The organism is Burkholderia sp. JKS000303 (assembly GCF_002563755.1).
Lineage (GTDB): Bacteria > Pseudomonadota > Gammaproteobacteria > Burkholderiales > Burkholderiaceae > Burkholderia > Burkholderia anthina_B.
In genome coordinates this window covers 153,638-171,148 of sequence record NZ_PDBZ01000002.1, presented here as the reverse complement: position 1 = coordinate 171,148, position 17,511 = coordinate 153,638, and the positions used below count along the sequence as shown (strand labels likewise).

The following is a 17,511-nucleotide window of genomic DNA, read 5'->3' as shown; positions in this document are numbered from 1 at the left end:
TGAAAATGCACGAAATCGCACGATCTACCTGCAAATTCGCATCACCTCGGCACGACATGAACTGGGACGACGTTCGCATCTTTCTCGCCGCGCACCGCGCCGGCACCCTGCGCGGCGCGGCCGAGCAACTGGGCATCGACCAGACGACGGTCGGGCGCCGCCTCGGCGCGTTCGAGCGCACGCTGGGCAGCCGGCTGTTCCTGCGCACCACCGGCGGGCTCGTGCTGACCGACAGCGGCCGGCAGGTGCTCGACACCGCCGAGGGCATGGAGCGGCTGGCCGTGTCGTTCGAGCGGCGCAGCGAAGGCGCCGACGCGCGCGTGGCCGGCGAAGTGCGCGTGACCACGACCGATGCGCTGGCGGTCGACTTCGTGGTGCCGGCGATCGAACGCCTGCAGCAACGCCATCCCGACGTGCGCGTGCTCCTGAGCACGACGACGCGCGTCCTCGATCTCGCGCGGCGCGAGGCCGACATCGCGGTGCGCACGACTCGCCCCGACCCGCCCGACCTGATCGTGCGGCTGCTCGCGCGCTGGGACGTCGGGCTGTATGCGACGCGGCGCTATCTCGCGCGCTTCGGCGAACCGCAGCCCGGCAGCCGCTTCGCGGGCCACGACATCGCGCGCTACCAGCCGGGCGTCACGCAACGGCAGCACGACACGCTCGCCGGCGAATCGGCCGCCGACGGACGCATCGTGGCCGAACTCGATTCGAGCCTGATGCTCGCCACGTTCGTGCGCGCCGGCCTCGCGCTCGGCGAGCTGCCTGCGTACCTCGCGCAACGCGATCCGGAACTGGTGCGCATCTGGCCCGAACGGCAGCGCGCGCAACCGTACGAGACGTGGCTCGTGCTCCATCAGGATCTGGCCCATACGGCGCGGGTGCGCGTCGTCGTCGACGCGCTCGTCGAGACGTTCGCGCACTGACGACGCTGACGCGCGGCCGAGCGGCGCGCCACGATCCGCGCGCGCAGCCTAGGGCCTGTTCACGCTAATAACGGGCTTGCGCTGGCCACCAGAAGGGCCGAGCGCAAGGATGCGACGAAGCGAATACTCGACGTATTCGCGAGGAGCATGACGCAGCGATCGGCCCTTCTGGTGGCCAGCCCCACGAATGAATTTTCCAAATAGGGGAACGTGCCTTTCCGCCCGCATGGCGGCGTCGTTCGTCGTTGCAATAGCTACGGCTATTGCGCCTCCTCACTCCTTGCCCTGCGGGCGGAAAGGCACGTTCGCAAGCCCGTTATTAGCGTGAACAGGCCCTAGCGCCGCGAGCCGAGCATCGTTGCCAGCGCGACGTCCGCGAGCTTGCCGAACGGCGCACGCAGCAGGCTCGGCAGATTCCAGCGCCCCTGCACGAATACGCCCTTCGCGTGGCTCATCGCGCGGAACCCTTCGATGCCGTGATACGCGCCCATCCCGCTCGGGCCGACGCCGCCGAACGGCAGATCCTCCTGCGCGACGTGCAGCAGCGTGTTGTTGATCCCGACGTTGCCCGACGTGGTGCGTTCGAGCACGCTCGCGCAGTCGGCGTCCGTCGGGCCGAAGTAATAGAGCGCCAGCGGGCGCGGACGCGCGTTCACGTAGTCGATCGCGTCGCCGATCGTCCGGTACGTGCGCACCGGCAGGATCGGCCCGAAGATTTCTTCCTGCATCAGCGCCGAGTCGTCGCTGGCGCCGACGACCAGCATCGGCGCCAGCGTGCGCGTGCGGCTGCCCGCGCGCTGCGGCGTGACGCCCGCCTCGATCACGCGCGCGCCCTGCCTGCGCGCGTCGTCGACGAGCGCTTTCAGCCGGTCGTAATGCCGGTCGCTGACGATCGACGTGTAGTCGGTACTCGTCGGGCCGTCCGGATAGAAGCGCGCGACCATCGCGTCGTAGCGGGCGACGAATGCGTCGACGTCGTCTTCGTGCACGAGCGCGTAGTCCGGGGCGACGCAGGTCTGCCCGCCGTTCGACAGCTTGCCGAACACGATGCTCGACATGGCCCGATCGTCGACATGCCCGCGCGCGACGATCACCGGGCTCTTGCCGCCCAGCTCGAGCGTGACCGGCACCAGGTTGTCGCTGGCGGCCTTCATCACCTTGCGCCCCACCTGCGTGCTGCCCGTAAACAGCAGATGATCGAACGGCAAGCCGCTGAACGCGGCGCCGGCTTCCGGGCCGCCGAGCACGACCGCGACTTCCTCGCCCGGGAAGGTCGCCTCGAGCATGCGCCGCATCACCTCGCTCGTGCGCGGCGTCAGTTCCGACGGCTTGAGCATCGCGCGGTTGCCGGCGGCGAGCGCGGTGGCCAGCGGAATGAACGTGAGCGCGAACGGGTAGTTCCACGGCGCCATCACGCCGACCACGCCGACCGGCTGGTATTCGACCCGCGCATGCCCGGCGCGATAGAGCAAGCCGACGTGGCGGCGCTGCGGCTTCATGAAGCGGCGCAGGTTGCGCGTCAGGTAGTCGATCGCCTGGATCACGCCGACCAGCTCCATGATCGCGGTCTCATGGCGCGAGCGGTTCCCGAAATCGGCGCTGATCGCCTCTTCCACCTCGCGGCGATGCGCGAGCACCACGGCGCGCAGCCGCGCAAGCCGCGCCTTGCGCTGCGCGAGGCCCGGCGGCCCGTCCGCGATGAAGGCACTGCGCTGGCGGGCCAGCAACGCCGCCGGGTCGATACTCAAGCTGGATTCTGCGGGAACGCCCATGTCGAACCTCATCGGTTTGCGTCAATGTAGACACTGTCAACTTGCGTGCCACGGATCATAGGACCACAATGTGTTCCATGTCAACATTGGAACCCCACGATGCCAGCTGACGCCGATGCCGGGCAGAAGACCTACCACCACGGGGATCTGCGTCGCGCGATCATCGACACGGCGCTCGACACGTTGCAGGAGCAACAGGGCTGGCAGTTCACGCTGCGCGAAATCGCGCGGCGCGCGAACGTCAGCCATTCCGCGCCGTACCGTCATTTCCCGGACAAGGCCGCGCTGCTGCACGAACTCGCGCTGATCGGGTTCGACCGCCTGCGCGACGAGCTCGCCGGCGCCATCGATTCCGCACCGGACGCGCCGACCGTGCTGCGCACGCTCGCCTATGCGCATCTCGCGTTCGGCCGGCGCAACCCCGATCTCTATCGTCTGATGTTCGCGGCCGATGCCGGCGACCCGTCCGACATCCACCGCGATCCGCGCACGCAAGCGCCCTTCCTGCTCGTCGTCGAGTTGCTGGCGCGCGGCCAGCAAGCCGGCACGATCCGTCCGCGCTCCGCGCTCGGCCAGGCGACCGCGTGCTGGGCGCATCTGCACGGCCTGACGATGCTCGCGATCGACGGGCGGCTGGTGCGCGAGAAAGTCGGCGACCATGCGATCGAGGATGCGCTGACGACCTTGCTCGACGGGCTCGTGCTGGCCGACGAACCACCGAAACCGCGCCGGGCGAAGAAGTCTTGACCTTCGACCTTGCTTAAAGGTTATGGTGTGCGTCAGGAACGGCCGCCCGTGGCCGATGAAGAGGGGATCGCATCATGACCAGGCGGATACTGCATGTCGTCAGCAACGTCGCGCACTACGCCGATCCGTCGCAGCCGACCGGGCTGTGGCTGTCCGAGCTGACCCATGCGCATCACATCTTCGCGAAGCAGGGTTATGAGCAGCGGCTCGTGAGCCCGAGGGGCGGCGTGTCGCCGCTCGAGCCGCGCTCGCTCAAATGGCCGCACGCCGACGCCGCAACCCGGGCGTGGCGCGCCGACCAGGCCAACGAAGCGCTGCTCGCGAACACCGCGCGCCCCGACGAGATCGACCCGGCCGGGTTCGATGCGATCTACTTCACGGGCGGCCACGCGGTGATGTGGGACTACCCGGACGATGCGGGCCTGCAGCGGCTCACGCGCGCGATCTACGAGCGCGGCGGGATCGTGTCGTCGGTCTGCCACGGCTACTGCGGCCTGCTGAACACGACGCTGTCGGACGGCTCGCTGCTGGTCGCCGGACGCCGGATCACCGGCTACTCGTGGGTCGAGGAAGTGCTGGCCGGCGTCGCGAAGAAAGTGCCGTACAACGTCGAACAAGCGATGCAGCAGCGCGGCGCGCGCTACGAGAAGGCGTTGCTGCCGTTCACGTCGAACGTCGTCGTCGACGGCCGCATCGTGACCGGACAGAATCCGCAATCGGCGAAGGCGACGGCCGAGCAGGTCGTCGCGCTCCTGTAGCGCGGCAGGCCGGCGCGCCGCCTACGAGCCGTTCGGGCGGCGCCGCATCCGCGACAGCCATCCCTGCGCGTTGGTTGCGCACTCAACCATACCGGCTTGCGCGCCCAGTCCGGCGATCAGCGACACGACCTGCGCCTTGATGCCCGCGAGCCGCCGCTCCAGCGCCTCGATGTCCTGCAGCTTGCGGCAAAGCGCGTCGCGCAACGACCCGCATTGCCACGTCGCGAGGTCGGCGGGCATCAGCGTGCGAATCTCGTCGAGGCTGAAATCGGCCTTCTGCGCGACCGTGATCAGGTCGAGCACCGTCACGGCTTCCGGCGGATAAGTGCGATACCCGTTCGCAGCCCGCTCGACGACCGTCAACAGGCCGATGCGTTCGTAAAAGCGGATGCGCGACGGGGTGAGGCCGGTGCGTCGCGCCAGTTCCCCGATCTTCATGTTCCCGACACTCCCCGGCCGGAACGACTCCGGCCTGCTGACCCGCGGTGGCAGTAAGCGGTCTCCTCACGTCGATTCGTGATCCTGTATTTTTGGTTTCCTGTCGCAACGCGCTCAAAGCAACTCGAAACGCAACCCGGCATGACGCACGAGGCGCTCGACGAAGCGCTCGTCGAACATCGTCGCGGGCGTCCAGAAGCCGCCGGGGCGCCCGGTCTTCTCGCCGTCGCGGGCCCAGTCCAGCGCGAGGCCGACGGCGGCCTGCCCCAGCATCTTGCCCGTGGAGCCGTAGCCGGGATCGCGATCGCCGGTGACTTTCACGCGCAGCGTCCGCCCGTCGTCGGCGCGGCCGAAGAAGCGCAGGTCGTAGCGGCCGGCCTGCTGCGCGGCGACGCTCGGCCCCTCGCCCGGCTTCGGCAGCAGGAAGCGCTCCATCAGGCTGCGCACCGGCTTGATCAGCACGCCCACCATGAACGCGCCGAGGCCGGCCACCATCGTCAGCGCCGCGAGGCGGCCCTTCAGGCCCGTGCCCGTGATGACCGCTTCGTCATAGGTGAAGCGGCGACCGTACGCATCGTTCGCGAGCGCGTTGGAGCGATGCACCACGCGCTCGTTGATCGCCGCCATCACGAACGGCGCGATCCACGTGCCGCCGTCGCGATCGAATTCCGCCGACCTGACCGCATGCTGTCGCACCGTGAAGCGATGCTCGTTCGGGCACAGTGCATACGGATCGAGCAATTCGCGGCGCAACGCGGGATCGGCCGCGGCTTCGCGCACGACGTTGATCACGCTTGCGACCGTGCCGCCCGACGCGCCGCCCTTCAGCGTCCTGACGCGCATCTTCACCTGCGTCGCCGGCACGCCCCACTGCCGCCGTGCGTGCTGCTGCAGGAACAGCACGCCGAGATCCGACGGCACCGAATCGAAGCCGCAGCAATGCACGATGCGCGCACCCGACTGCCGCGCCGCCGGCTCGTATCGTTCGATCATCCGCTTGATCCACTGCGTCTCGCCGGTGAGGTCGCAGTAGTCCGTGCCGGTTTGCGCGCAGGTCCGGACCAGCGGCTCGCCATACAGCGCATACGGGCCGACGGTCGACACGACGACGCGTGTCTGCGCACATAGCGCCCGCAATTGCGCTTCGTCCGCCGCGTCGGCGACGATGATCGGCAGCGCCTGCCCCGCGGCGCCCAGCGAATCCCGGAGTTCCCGCAGCTTCGTTGCCGAGCGGCCGGCAATCGCCCAGCGCAGCGTTTCACCGCTGCCCGGCAGGTATTCCGACAGGTAGCGGGTCAGGATCTGCCCGACGAAGCTGGTCGCACCGAATACGACGAGATCGAGATCAGGGGTCGGCTGGGTCATCGACGCTTCCTCTGGAAAAGGGATGGGGTGGCTACGGTCGGCCGGGTTCATCGAGCGGGTTCATTCAATACGGGTTCAACGCGTGCAGCGGCGTCGGCAGATTCAGCACCAGTTGCGCATCCTCGACGACGTCGAACCGCATGACGGTCGATACGCCCAGTCCGTCGAGCAACTGGCTCAGCGGACCGCCATGCCGCACCAGCTCGACGTCGCGCGGCAACATGCGCTGCGCGAACGACAGCGTATTGGTCTGCACCGAACTCTGGTGCCACACGCCGTCGACAAGGTTGATCATCGTGTTCGTGCCCATCCGCGATTGCGGCGCCACGCGAGCCAGCGCAGGCGCCGGTGCGTTCAGCGTCAGGTCCGGCCGACCGTCCGGCCCGGCAATCCGCGCGCTGACGCGGGCGCCGATGCTCAGGTCGATATCGGCGAGCCATTTGGGCAGCTGATAGCCGTGCACGCCGCGCACCCGCGCGATTTCCGTGGTGACGGGCAGCGCCAGCACATGCGCGAAGAAGTGCCTGCGCCGCATCGCGTCGAGCAGTTCCAGCGCCTGCGAGCCGCGCGCGCCGGGCCGGCGAATCACCACCGCGACGGATACCTCGTCATATGGATCGTTGTCGCAGACCGAATACGAAAAGAACGTCAGCGCGACCAGCCCGTAGCCGGGCACCGCGCGCAGCGGTTCGAGCGGCGCCGGCAGCGTCGTGCGCAGCCGTTCGAGCGGCGCGAGAAACAGCAGCTGCGCGCTGCTGGAACGATAGTAGAAGTTCGGCGCCCACGTCGGCCCGACGCGCGACGCGACCTGACGCTTCGGAATCCGACGGAAAAAGTCGATGTTCCCCGCGGCGGGATCCCGCGCGACTTCGTCGAGATCCGGATTCATCCGGAACCGGTCGTAGTACCCGCCTTCGGGCACGTCGACCGTGTGCGGCCCGAATTCGACCTGTGTAAAGCGCCTGTCCATGTGCGTTGCCTCGCGTCGAAGATTGATCGTGGCAGGCAACGTGCGCGGCCTGCTGATTCATTACCGTCAGCAGGCACTCTAAGATTCAACCTGACTTCAAGGTCAAGGCCCGGACTAGAGGAACGGGTCGGAATGCGCGGCAACGACGACCGGATCGTTCCACATGCCGATTCCGGCCAGGAACAGCACGTTGAAGGCCTGCCAGGGTTTCCCGCAGGGGATGCGCACGCCCAACGCCGATCTGCTCGCGCTCATCCGCGGCTGAGCCGGCGAACGTCGCGGACCTCGCCCGGCAATCGTCGGCGGGGTGCAGTCTTGCCGCCGACCGCCGCGCGGCCTCCGCCTCACCCGGAACGAAACGTCACTGCGCGGGGATGCGCACGTCGCCATCCACGCGCAACGTGCGCTTGCCGCGCGCGACATCGTATTCGACCGTCTGCGCCGGTGTGACCGAACCGTAGGACACGCCGTTCACGTAGACGGTGCCGGCCTTCAGCTCGACCCTGTCCCCGTTGACCGTCGCGGTGCCGTGTTCGCCCTGCAGGACCGCGCCCGCGCAGCCCGGGCGGGAAAAACTTCGGACCGACGAACCGGATATGCCGGCGGCCCCGATCGGCGCACCCGGTGCGCTCGCCGCGCGACAGGGCGCGGTGTCGCCGCCATCGGTGGCGGCACGGGCAGCCTGGGCGAACAGGAATAGCGACGCGACGCCGGATGCGGCGAGCAACGCGATCGTCATGGGTTGCGGTCGGTTCATGTCGATCTCCATCGTCACTCGATCGGGTTGAACGTTCCGAGTATGCGCCCATTCCGCCGGCGTCGGCCATCGGATGAATACCCGCCGCCCCCTCCTGCGGCGGGTATCCCGAAGCCATACGGGGTCGCAACGACACCGCGCGCTATCGCGTCTTCCGCTCGATCGGGCGCCCTGCCATCCCGACGCGCCAGGCGCGCGTCGCACGGGCGACGTTCCTTCTCGTCGCCCGCTGTTCAACCAGCATCCTGTGCGCGAATCAGGGCCCGCTCGGCATTCAGGTCGAGCTTGCGCGCCGCGCGGTAATACACGCTGCCCGACACGATCAGCCCGACGAGCCACGCGATATCGATTTCATGCAGCCGCTGCGCGACGAACCCGACGAACACCGCCTTGCCGGTCGACGGATCGAAGATGCTGAAGAACGGAATCATCGCGACGAAACCGATCAGGTACGCGGCGATTCCCGTGGCCTGCCACGTGCCGTAGATGCCGTCGGGCCGGAAGAAATGCGGGATCACGTAGTGCCCCTTGCGCACGAAGAAGTAGTCGACGAGATTGACGGCCGTCCAGGGCACGAGGAAATACAGCAGCGTCGTCAGGAACAGGTTCAGCAGGTTCAGCCCGCTGCCCTTGAGCAACAGGACGCACACACCGAGCAGCGCGCTGATCGCGACGATGGTCGTTACGCGCGCGCGGCGGCTCGGCGTCAGCGACTGCAGGCTGTCGACGCCGGTGAGCACGGTGAGCGTCGCGCTGTACGTGTTCAGCGCGATGATCGGCAGGAAGCCGATCACGGCCACGGCGACGAGCAATGCGCCGAGCCCGGGCACGGCCGCGTTGCCGAGGCCATAGATCGCGGCCAGCACGTTCGTCGCCGACAGCGACTGCGCAAGCACGGCGCCGAGCGCGATCATCCACGCGCCGGACAGCGACGCGCCGACGAACACCGCCGCGATCAGCGGCTTGCGGCGCGTATCGGCCGGCAGGTAGCGCGTGTAGTCGGACACGTACGGCGCATAGCCGATGTTGTAGCTCGCGGACACCGCGAACTGCGTGAGGAACGCGACCCAGTTGAACCCGAGCGTGGTCATCGGAGTGCCGGCCGCCGCGCCGCCCGCATGCGTGATCGTGAGCAGCGTGACGATCACGTAGACCGGCAGCGTCGCATACAGCGACCACTTGAACGCGCGATGCATCGCGTCGTGCCCGTAGATCGCCAGCAGCGCGCCCACCGCGATCGCGACGAGCCCGACCGATTTCGAATCGAAGCCGAGGATATTGCGCATGCCCTCGACGATCAGCGCGACGTTGACGACGTTGATCCCGAAGAACACGAACAGCGCGGCCACGAGCGCGAGCACGACGCCGCGATAGCCGAACTGCGCGCGCGACTGGATCATCTGCGGCAACCCCATCTCCGGCCCCTGCGAGCCGTGGAACGCCATGAACACGGTGCCGAACATGATGCCGAGCGCGCCGGCCAGCGTGGTCCAGCCGGCCGACAGGCCCATCGCGGGGCCGACGAAGCCGATCGACACGGTCAGGAAGTGGAAGTTGCCGACGAACCAGAATGGCCCCTGGTGACGGAGCTTCGCGCTCCGTTCGTGTTTCGGTACATAGTCGATCGAGCGGCCTTCGATGGCCGACGACTGCGACGCGTGGGCGACATGTTCCATGTCTTGTCTCCTGCACCGGCCGGGCGGGCGGCCCGGCCGGTCGCGCAATTGGAATAAATTGGAATCGTTCGAATGAATGGGTTGACGGAACCCGCCGCGCGGCGGGTTATTCGTCGTCGCGGTACGGAATCGTCCACTCCTCGCCGCGCACGGTCGTCACGTATTCGGGCCAGCGATACCGGTGCGGCACGCGGAAGTCCGCATCGAGCATCGGCGGCTGCCACGCAGCGCCGCCGACACCGCCTTGCGTGCGCTGCGCGAACTCGTCGCGCGCGGCGCGCAGCAGCTCGCCGTTTTCGAGCAGGTCGACGAGCGTCGCGCCGATCGTTTTCGACGCGCTGACGATCATCGGGTCGATCGTCTCGCGAATCCCGCCGAGCGCGTTCGCGACCCAGTCCGGGTAGACGAAGCCTTGCGGCGCCTTCAGCATCGGCCGCGCGACGTAGAGCCGCACGGTCGGGCAATGCCACGTGTACTCGGTGTAATCGTCGGACGTCATGTACTTCTGCCACGACGGCATCTGCGCGCGCAGCGCCGCCTCGCAGTCCTGCGGGTCAATCAGTTGCTCGGTCACGGGCAGGAACGGCTCGGCCATCGCGTCGACGCCGAGGTTGCGCTGGATCTCCTGCGCGATCCGGATCGCGTCGCCGTTCCAGCGCGGCGCGCCGGCCAGCTCGAGGTTCTCGTAGGTGGCGCGTGCGAGCGCATGGTTCGGCAGCCCGCCGCGCGACTTGCTGACCCACGTCTTCTTCCAGTTGCAGTGGGTCGCCTTCGCGGCGGCCTCGGCATTCTGGTCCATGACCTGGCTGATCGTCTCGGCCTGCTCGACCGAATCGGCGCGCACCATGAAGTTGATCTGCGAGACATGCGGCGGCAGGTTGTCGGCGGTCGCCTGCCCCGCGACGAGGATCGCCTCGTTGAAGCTCCAGAGGCCCGTCGCCGGCAGCATCGAGCGGCGCAGCCCTTCGTTCAGCTGGTAGAAATGGATCAGCGCGTCGTTCGCGCCGGGCGCGCGCGCGGCCAGGTGGTTCTGCGGGATCGGGCTCACCTTGTCGGAAGCGATCCAGTTCTGCGGATCGTCACAGGTGAACGTGTAGATGTAGTTGTAGCCGACGCCGCAATGCGTATCCCACACCGTCGTATTGCACAGCGGCAGCATGTAGGTCGGGTGAAAGCTGACTGCCGCGTCGAGCCCGTCGTAGTAACCCTTCGCCGCGTGAATCGGCTTCGATGCGCGCAGCTTCTCCGCCGGCTCGCCGAAGAATTTCAGCGTGCCCCGCAGCCCGTGGCGCACCATCGCGTCCTTCGCGGCCAGCAGCCCGCCGAGTGCGCTGATGCCGAGCGCCGAATGCGGATCGGTATGGCCCGGCGCGAAACGCGACAGGTGGCCGCGCGGCTCGCGCCGCGTCGATGCGGCCTGGCAGTTGCCCGGCACCGCGTCGTATTCCGCATAGGTCGCGACCGTCGGGCCGTCGCCCTGCCGGAACGTCGCGACGAACGCGGTGGGCATGTCGCCGCTGCCGGCCTCGACGTCGAAGCCCGCCGCCCGCAACTGCTCGACGTACCACGCGCTGGACTTGTACTCGCGGAACGCCGGTTCCGCGAAATGCCAGATGACCTGGTGCCAGTCCGACAGCTCCGCCGTGTGACTGTCGATCCAGTCGAATACCGCACGCTTGCTTGCACGCATATCGTCTCCTTGATGGTCGAATCGTTTTTCGTGACGACATGCTACGTGCGGCCTATCGAATGGCATAATTGACCGTAATCGAATTTTTCGATAACCAAATGACCCTCGATCACCTCGCGATCTTCATCGCGATCGCCAGGCACGGCGGGCTGTCAGCCGCCGCGCGGAAGCTCGGCAAGGCGCAATCGACCGTGAGCACGGCGCTCGCGAATCTCGAGGCCGATCTCGGCGTGCGGCTGTTCGACCGGGATCTTCACCAGGTCGCGCTGACCGCCGAAGGCGAGGTGCTGCTCGGCTTCGCGCAGGCAACGCTGAACGCGGCCGCGACGCTCGAGCGCAAGGCATACAGCCTCGCGGGCGGGCGCGGGCATCGGCTGCGGCTCGGGATCGACCCGATCCTGCCGCAGGCGGCCGTCCACCTGCTGTGCCTCGAACTGGAACAGCGCTTCCCCGAACTGCAGCTCGAATTGCTGCAACCGAACAGCGCCGACGCGGCCGCGCTGCTCAAGCACGGCGCGCTCGACATCTGCGTCGCGGCGACAGTCGAGGCGACGCCGGTCGAATTCGGCGCGACGACGCTCGGCCACGTGCAGTTCGTGCCGGTTGCCGCGCGCAACCACCCGCTGGCCGCACTGAAGGCCGTCAGCAACCGCGATCTCGCGCAGGTGCGCCAGTTGCGCGCCGCCGATCGCGACGCGGAAGGCGGCTCGGTGTTCGGCCGCTATACCGAGATCATGTGGCACATCGAAAACCAGGCGCAGCTCGTCGATCTGGTGAAGAAAGGGCTCGGCTGGGCGTTCATTCCCGAGCACCTGCTCGCCGACGAACGCAACCGCGACCTGTGCGTGCTGCCGCACGAGTACCAGCGCTCCGCGTTCCTGAAAGCGGTCGACCTGCTATGGAGCCTGCGCAGCCGGCAGACCGACGTGATCGCGTGGCTGAACGGCGATCTGGCCAGGCTGAGAACCTTGTTCGCGTTGCGCTGAAACGAAGCGGCCGCGCGGGACGCCTGTCGACCTCCCGAGCGGCCGCAGGCCCTCGCTTGAACTTCGCTTCGCCACACGCGGCCGCATGACGAAGCGCCTCCGCCGCGATCAGTCGATCGGCCGCCGCGCCGTCTCGCGCAGGAACGGCAGCGGCGTCAGCGACAGCAATCCGCATGCGATCAGATACCACGACGGCGAGAACACGTTGCCCGTCAGCTTGATCAGCAGCGTCGCGAAGAACTGCGCGAAACCGCCGAAAATCGACGCACCCGCGCAGTAGACGATCGACATGCCGGTCACGCGCACGTGCCGCGGGAACAGCTCCGGCTGCAGCACGAGCCCCGGCACGATCGTGAAGGTCGCCAGGATCGCCAGCACGGTACACACGCTGACCAGCGCGAACAGCGTCGGCACCGCGTGGATCAGCAGGAACGCCGGGTAGATCGCGGCGATCAGCAGCAGCCGCGAAATCGCGAGCACGGGCTTGCGGCCGACGCGATCGGACAGGATCCCCGCCAGCGGCGCGCAGATCACCATCAGCGCCGAACCGGCGACGGGCGCCCACAGCGACAGCGCCATCGGGAAATGCAGCACCTGCACCGCATACGACGCGAGGTAATACAGCACGATGTAGTTGGCTGCGGTGCCGCCGATCGTCGTCAGGATGCCGATCGTGAGCGCGCCGAGATGGTGCGTGAACACCTCGCGGATCGGCTTCGACAGCGCGACGGGTTCCGCGTCGACCGCTTCCGGCAGCGTCTCGCGCAAGTGACGGCGAATGTAGATCGCAACCAGCCCGGCCGCGACGCCGATGAAGAACGGCACACGCCAGCCCCAGTTCTCGAGCGCCGCCTGCGACAGCGTCGAACTCAGCGCGACGCCCAGCAGCGCGCCGCAGACCGAGTTGATGCCCTGGCTCAGAATCTGGAAGCTGCCGTAGAGCCCGCGCGAGCGATCGCCGCCGAACTCCAGCAGCAGCGTGGTCGCCGCGCCCACTTCGCCGCCGAGCGCGAAGCCCTGCACGAGCCGCGCGGCGAGGATCAGCAGCGGCGCCGCGACGCCCGCCGACGCGTAAGTCGGCGCGCACGCGATCAGCAGCGAACCGAGCGCCATCAGCGTCAGCGTGAGGTTCATCGCGGCCTTGCGCCCCGCGCGATCCGCATACGCGCCGAGCACGAGGCCGCCGAGCGGACGCGTGACGAAGCCGATCCCGAACGACGCGGCGGCCAGCAGCCATTGCGTCAACGGGTCGCCGGACGGAAAGAACAGCTTGCCGATGACCGGCGCGAAAAACGCGTACGTCGTGAAGTCGAAAAACTCCAGCCCGTTGCCGAGCGTGATCGCGACGATCGATTTGACCTTGCCGATGCCGGTGATGTCCGCGTGGCCGCCTGCCGTGTCACGCGACGCGCCGGGCGCGCCGCCCGAACGAGGGGAATGCATGAGTTCGTCTCCCACAGTGATCTCCAATTTGCGGACGAGTGATTTGTTGTGATGGTCGGATACGTCGGGTGGCCGTCTGCGCCGCCCGACTACACGAGGAACGCTTCGGCGAGCTTCACCCAGTACGCGGCGCCGGTCGTGAGGCACGCGTCGTTGAAGTCGTAATGCGGGTTGTGGTGCGACATGCAGCCCCCCTCGCCGTCGCCGTTGCCCATGAACAGGTAGCTGCCGCGGCAGGCCTCGAGCATGTACGCGAAATCCTCGCTGCCCGTCACCGGGTCCATGCCCGTGATCACCCGCTCCGCGCCGAGCCAGTCGATCGCGACCTGCTGCGCGAATTCGGTCATGTCCGCGTCGTTGATCACCATCGGGTAGCCCGTCCGGTAGTCGATCGTCGCGCTCGCGCGATACACCGCCGCCTGCGCTTGCACCACCTCGACGATCCGCTCGCGCAGGAACGCGCGCACTTCCGTTTTCAGCGCGCGCACCGACAACCGCAGTTCAACGGTTTCGGGAATCACGTTCGGTGCATCGCCCGCGTGGATCGCGCCGACCGTGATGATCGCCATGTCGAGCGGCGCGACCGCGCGCGACACGATCGACTGCAGCGCGAGCACGATGTGCGCGGCCGCGACGATCGGGTCGACCGCCTTCTGCGGCACCGCGCCGTGGCCGCCGCGCCCCTTCACGGTCACGATCACCGTATCGGACGACGCCTGGATCGGCCCCGGCCGGAAGCCGAAGGTGCCCGCCGCCATGCCCGGCAGGTTGTGCATGCCGAACACCGCGTCGCACGGAAACTGCTCGAACAGGCCGTCGTCGATCATCTGCTTCGCGCCGCCGAGCCCTTCCTCGGCCGGCTGGAAAATCAGGTTCAGCGTGCCGCTGAACGTGCCTTCGGCCGCGAGCTGCTGCGCCGCCGCCAGCAGCATCGACGTATGGCCGTCGTGGCCGCACGCGTGCATCTTGCCCGGCGTGCGGCTCGCGTACGGCAGGTTCGTCTGTTCGTGGATCGGCAGCGCGTCCATGTCGGCACGCAGGCCCAGGCGGCGTACGCCGTCGCCGCGCTTCAGCTGCCCGACGACGCCCGTCTTGCCCAGGCCGCGGTGGACCGTATAGCCCCACGCCTGCAGCCGCTGTGCAACGAGATCGCTGGTTTCGAATTCCTCGAAACCCAGTTCCGGACGCGCGTGCAGATGGCGCCGCAATTCGATCATTTCCGCCTCGCTCGCGCGCAGTCCCGGCGGAATCAAGCTGGTATCCAAGTCGCCTCCCGGTTCATTCATTCAGGCGGCCAGCTTAGTCAGATTCGATTTTGACCGATAGCCAAGCGGCGGTTACAGTGACAACCTCTGGTTACCACCCTGATGGCACGTCCAGCCATGAAACTTCATCAACTCAAGACGTTGAATGCCATCGTCGCCAGCGGTGGCATCCGCGCTGCGGCCCGCCAGCTCGGCGTTTCGTCGGCGGCCGTCACCAAGGCGCTGCGGGAACTGGAAGCCGATCTCGACGTGCCCCTGCTGCACCGGCACGCGGGCGGCGTCTCGCTGACCGAGTACGGTCGTGCACTGCAGGTTCACGCCAGCTCGGTGCTCAAGCAGCTCGAGCGCGCCGATGCCGAGATCCGCACGATGCGCGGCGCCAACGCGAGCAGGCTGTCGGTCGGCATTACGCCGTGGGTCGCGCTGACCTTCCTGCCGCCCACCGTGGTCAAGTTCCGCGCGCGAATGCCGGAGGTCAAGCTCGAATTCTTCGAGGGGCTGCTCGCCATCGTGCAACCGCTGCTGCGCGACGGCACGCTCGATTTCTCGATCGGCCGGACGCCGACGGACCCGGCGCGCTCCGAGTTCCACAACGTGCCGCTCTTTTCGACGCAGGCGGCCGTCGTCGGGCGACGCGGCCATCCGAAGCAGGACTGCCGCACGCTGCACGAGCTCGAGGATGCGGAATGGCTGCTCACGTGGGATCCGGCCGGTCAGGCCTCGCTGCTCGAGACGCTGTTCCGCAAGCACGGGATGCGCGTGCCGCAGACCATCCATCTCGCGCATTCGGTGTCGGTCGGGCTCGGCCTGCTCACGCAGACCGACATGCTGGCCGTCTATCCGTGGCCGCTCGTCGAGAGCGGCCTGATGCGCGACGGCCTGCAGGCGCTGCCGCTGCGCGAGGTCGTCGATCCGTCGACGATCTGCCTCACGTCGCGCGCCGACGTGCGGATGAGCGCAGCGGCCCAGTGCTTCCTCGAGTGCTTTCGCGAAGTGATTCAGGAGATGGGGCGTTCGAGCGAGCCGAAGGAGCGGCGGCTGTTTCACTCGCTGGAGGTGCTGTTCTAGGGCCCGTCGACGCCGCGACGCGCCCCGTCACGTCACGCTCGGCACGAGATCGTCGTGCGCGAGCGTGGAGACACATCGGCCACGATGCGCCTACACGATCCGGCTGCAATGATGGACACCGGGAAGGCCCTTCAGCCGGCTGGTGATGACTTCACATTGCGCGTCGGTGATTTTCGACAGCGCGATCGACACCTGCTCGAGCGCGGGATCCCGTTCCGACGTTTGCGAAACGTATTGCTTCACGCGCGCGCCGCGCAGGTCGTCCATGCCGCCGAGCCGCTCCAGCGTCAGCACGCCGCGTTCGACCAGCAGTTCGAGGCTGTAGAACTGCTTCTGCGCAAAGTAGCGCCGCTCCAGCGGTTTGATGCCGGCCAGGATGACGAGCACGATGACCGTTGCGCCGATCGCGCCGACATACAACCCGCCGCCGACGGCCAGCCCGATCCCCGACACGCACCAGACGCTGGCGGCCGTCGTCAGCCCGCGGACGACCTCGCCGCGCAACAGGATCGCGCCGGCGCCAAGAAAGCCGATGCCCGACACGACCTGGGCCGCGACGCGCGACGGATCCAGCGACACGTGATCGCGGTCCAGCACGTCGACGAAACCGAACTGGGACACCAGCATGATCAACGCCGACCCGACGCAGACCAGCATATGGGTGCGCAGGCCCGCCGCCCAGTTCATGCGTTCCCGTTCGATGCCGATCGACGCGCCGAGCCCCGCGGCCAGCACCAGCCTGAGCAACAGCTCGCTATTGGAGATCATCCGCACTCCCGCTCCGTCATGGCATTCGGCCCTCGAAGGCGCGCGCGGCGCCTTGCGGCCGGACTGCCGGTCTATGCATTCAGCACACGCAGTGCCGCTTCGTGCAGTTCGCGCGTGCAGGCGGCGATCACCTGCCCGTCCGACGACATGCCGAGCGGGTCGCCGCGCCAGTCGGTGATGACGCCGCCCGCCCCCTCGACGACCGGCACCAGCGCCATGTAGTCCCACGGCTCCAGGCCGGCCTCGACGACGAGATCCACGCCGCCGTTCGCAAGCAGACCGAACGAATAGCATCCGCCGCCGAAGCGGTGCATCGCGGCTTGTGCGATGAGCCGGTTCAGCCGCGGTACGTCGTCGGCCGTGAAATCGAACGGCGAGGTGCCCGCCAGCCGGGCCTGCGCGAGATGAGTACAGGTCGCGGCCTTGACGGGCTGGCCGTTCAGCGTCGCGGTGCCGGCGACGCCGATCCAGCGCTCGCTCGTCGCGGGAATTTCGATCACGCCGAGCACGGGTTCGACACCGTCGGTCAGGCAGATCAACGAGCCGAAGACCGGAAATCCCATCACGAACGGCTTCGTGCCGTCGACGGGATCGAGCAGCCACGTGTAGCGCGCGGCGGCGCTTTCGCCGAACTCCTCGCCACAGATCGCATGGTCCGGAAACGCGGACGCGATCAGCGCACGCATCCGCGTTTCGATTTCCCGGTCGGCCAGCGTCACGGGCGTGTGGTCCGATTTCGTTTCGACGGTCAGCCGCGTGCGGAAATACTGCATCGAGATCGCACGCGCTTCGTCGGCGAGCCGCTGCGCGAGTGCGAGCGCGGCGTGTTCAAGTGTCTTGTCCATGGAGTCAGCGCGATGTGGGTAGTGCTGCGAGAAAGAT

16 protein-coding genes are annotated in these 17,511 nt (G+C 67.8%); 5 read left to right on the top strand and 11 right to left on the bottom strand.

The features are described 5' to 3' along the window. Positions 1–56: 56 nt before the first annotated feature. Entirely contained in the window at positions 57–926 is an 870-nt protein-coding gene (locus tag BX604_RS22835; protein ID WP_098553149.1) for a LysR family transcriptional regulator, read from the top strand. A gap of 335 nt (positions 927–1,261) precedes the next feature. Here BX604_RS22835 and BX604_RS22830 read toward each other — a convergent pair whose 3' ends face one another. Continuing rightward, positions 1,262–2,674, bottom strand: a complete 1,413-nt coding sequence (locus BX604_RS22830; RefSeq protein WP_257146398.1) for a coniferyl aldehyde dehydrogenase — start codon at positions 2,672–2,674, stop codon at positions 1,262–1,264. A gap of 123 nt (positions 2,675–2,797) precedes the next feature. On the opposite strand from BX604_RS22830, the gene BX604_RS22825 reads away from it, so the two are divergent. Together BX604_RS22825 and BX604_RS22820 are read left to right on the top strand one after the other, a co-directional pair. Next, positions 2,798–3,445 carry a TetR/AcrR family transcriptional regulator gene (locus BX604_RS22825; RefSeq protein WP_098553147.1) on the top strand — a complete coding sequence of 216 codons (648 nt, stop codon included), beginning with the start codon at positions 2,798–2,800 and terminating at the stop codon, positions 3,443–3,445. Between the two features lie 74 nt (positions 3,446–3,519). After that, positions 3,520–4,203 carry a type 1 glutamine amidotransferase domain-containing protein gene (locus BX604_RS22820; RefSeq protein WP_098553146.1) on the top strand — a complete coding sequence of 228 codons (684 nt, stop codon included), beginning with the start codon at positions 3,520–3,522 and terminating at the stop codon, positions 4,201–4,203. 21 nt (positions 4,204–4,224) lie between these two features. Here BX604_RS22820 and BX604_RS22815 read toward each other — a convergent pair whose 3' ends face one another. The 6 genes from BX604_RS22815 to BX604_RS22790 form a co-directional block, all read right to left on the bottom strand. Then, the gene (locus BX604_RS22815; RefSeq protein ID WP_098553145.1) at positions 4,225–4,641 is read right to left on the bottom strand and encodes a MerR family transcriptional regulator; all 417 of its coding nucleotides are present in this window, start codon (positions 4,639–4,641) and stop codon (positions 4,225–4,227) included. A 114-nt stretch (positions 4,642–4,755) separates the two neighbouring features. After that, on the bottom strand, positions 4,756–6,006 hold the full coding sequence (locus BX604_RS22810; protein ID WP_098553144.1) for a saccharopine dehydrogenase family protein: 1,251 nt from the start codon (positions 6,004–6,006) through the stop codon (positions 4,756–4,758). Positions 6,007–6,070: 64 nt separating this feature from the next. Further along, a complete protein-coding gene (locus BX604_RS22805) occupies positions 6,071–6,976 on the bottom strand; it encodes an acetoacetate decarboxylase family protein (protein ID WP_098553143.1) in 906 nt (301 codons plus the stop codon). 361 nt (positions 6,977–7,337) lie between these two features. Then, entirely contained in the window at positions 7,338–7,733 is a 396-nt protein-coding gene (locus tag BX604_RS22800; RefSeq protein ID WP_098553981.1) for a sugar ABC transporter ATPase, read from the bottom strand. A 233-nt stretch (positions 7,734–7,966) separates the two neighbouring features. Beyond that, positions 7,967–9,409 (bottom strand): purine-cytosine permease family protein, encoded by a 1,443-nt coding sequence (locus BX604_RS22795; RefSeq protein WP_098553142.1) that lies wholly within the window; start codon positions 9,407–9,409, stop codon positions 7,967–7,969. 106 nt (positions 9,410–9,515) lie between these two features. Then, complete coding sequence (locus tag BX604_RS22790; protein WP_098553141.1) at positions 9,516–11,099, bottom strand: peptidase M20; 1,584 nt, start codon at positions 11,097–11,099, stop codon at positions 9,516–9,518. 98 nt (positions 11,100–11,197) lie between these two features. On the opposite strand from BX604_RS22790, the gene BX604_RS22785 reads away from it, so the two are divergent. Beyond that, on the top strand, positions 11,198–12,085 hold the full coding sequence (locus tag BX604_RS22785; RefSeq protein WP_098553140.1) for a LysR family transcriptional regulator: 888 nt from the start codon (positions 11,198–11,200) through the stop codon (positions 12,083–12,085). 108 nt (positions 12,086–12,193) lie between these two features. Here the strand turns inward: BX604_RS22785 and BX604_RS22780 are convergent, their stop codons facing one another. Continuing rightward, the gene (locus BX604_RS22780) at positions 12,194–13,528 is read right to left on the bottom strand and encodes an MFS transporter (protein WP_098553139.1); all 1,335 of its coding nucleotides are present in this window, start codon (positions 13,526–13,528) and stop codon (positions 12,194–12,196) included. An 89-nt stretch (positions 13,529–13,617) separates the two neighbouring features. Then, a complete protein-coding gene (locus BX604_RS22775) occupies positions 13,618–14,793 on the bottom strand; it encodes a M20 aminoacylase family protein (RefSeq protein ID WP_098553980.1) in 1,176 nt (391 codons plus the stop codon). A 117-nt stretch (positions 14,794–14,910) separates the two neighbouring features. Here BX604_RS22775 and BX604_RS22770 point away from each other — a divergent pair, with 117 nt between their 5' ends. Then, positions 14,911–15,861, top strand: a complete 951-nt coding sequence (locus BX604_RS22770) for a LysR family transcriptional regulator (protein ID WP_098553138.1) — start codon at positions 14,911–14,913, stop codon at positions 15,859–15,861. Between the two features lie 90 nt (positions 15,862–15,951). Here BX604_RS22770 and BX604_RS22765 read toward each other — a convergent pair whose 3' ends face one another. Together BX604_RS22765 and BX604_RS22760 are read right to left on the bottom strand one after the other, a co-directional pair. Then, a complete protein-coding gene (locus tag BX604_RS22765) occupies positions 15,952–16,629 on the bottom strand; it encodes an MgtC/SapB family protein (RefSeq protein ID WP_098553137.1) in 678 nt (225 codons plus the stop codon). A 71-nt stretch (positions 16,630–16,700) separates the two neighbouring features. Beyond that, positions 16,701–17,474, bottom strand: a complete 774-nt coding sequence (locus BX604_RS22760) for an inositol monophosphatase family protein (protein ID WP_098553136.1) — start codon at positions 17,472–17,474, stop codon at positions 16,701–16,703. Between the last annotated feature and the right edge of the window lie 37 nt (positions 17,475–17,511).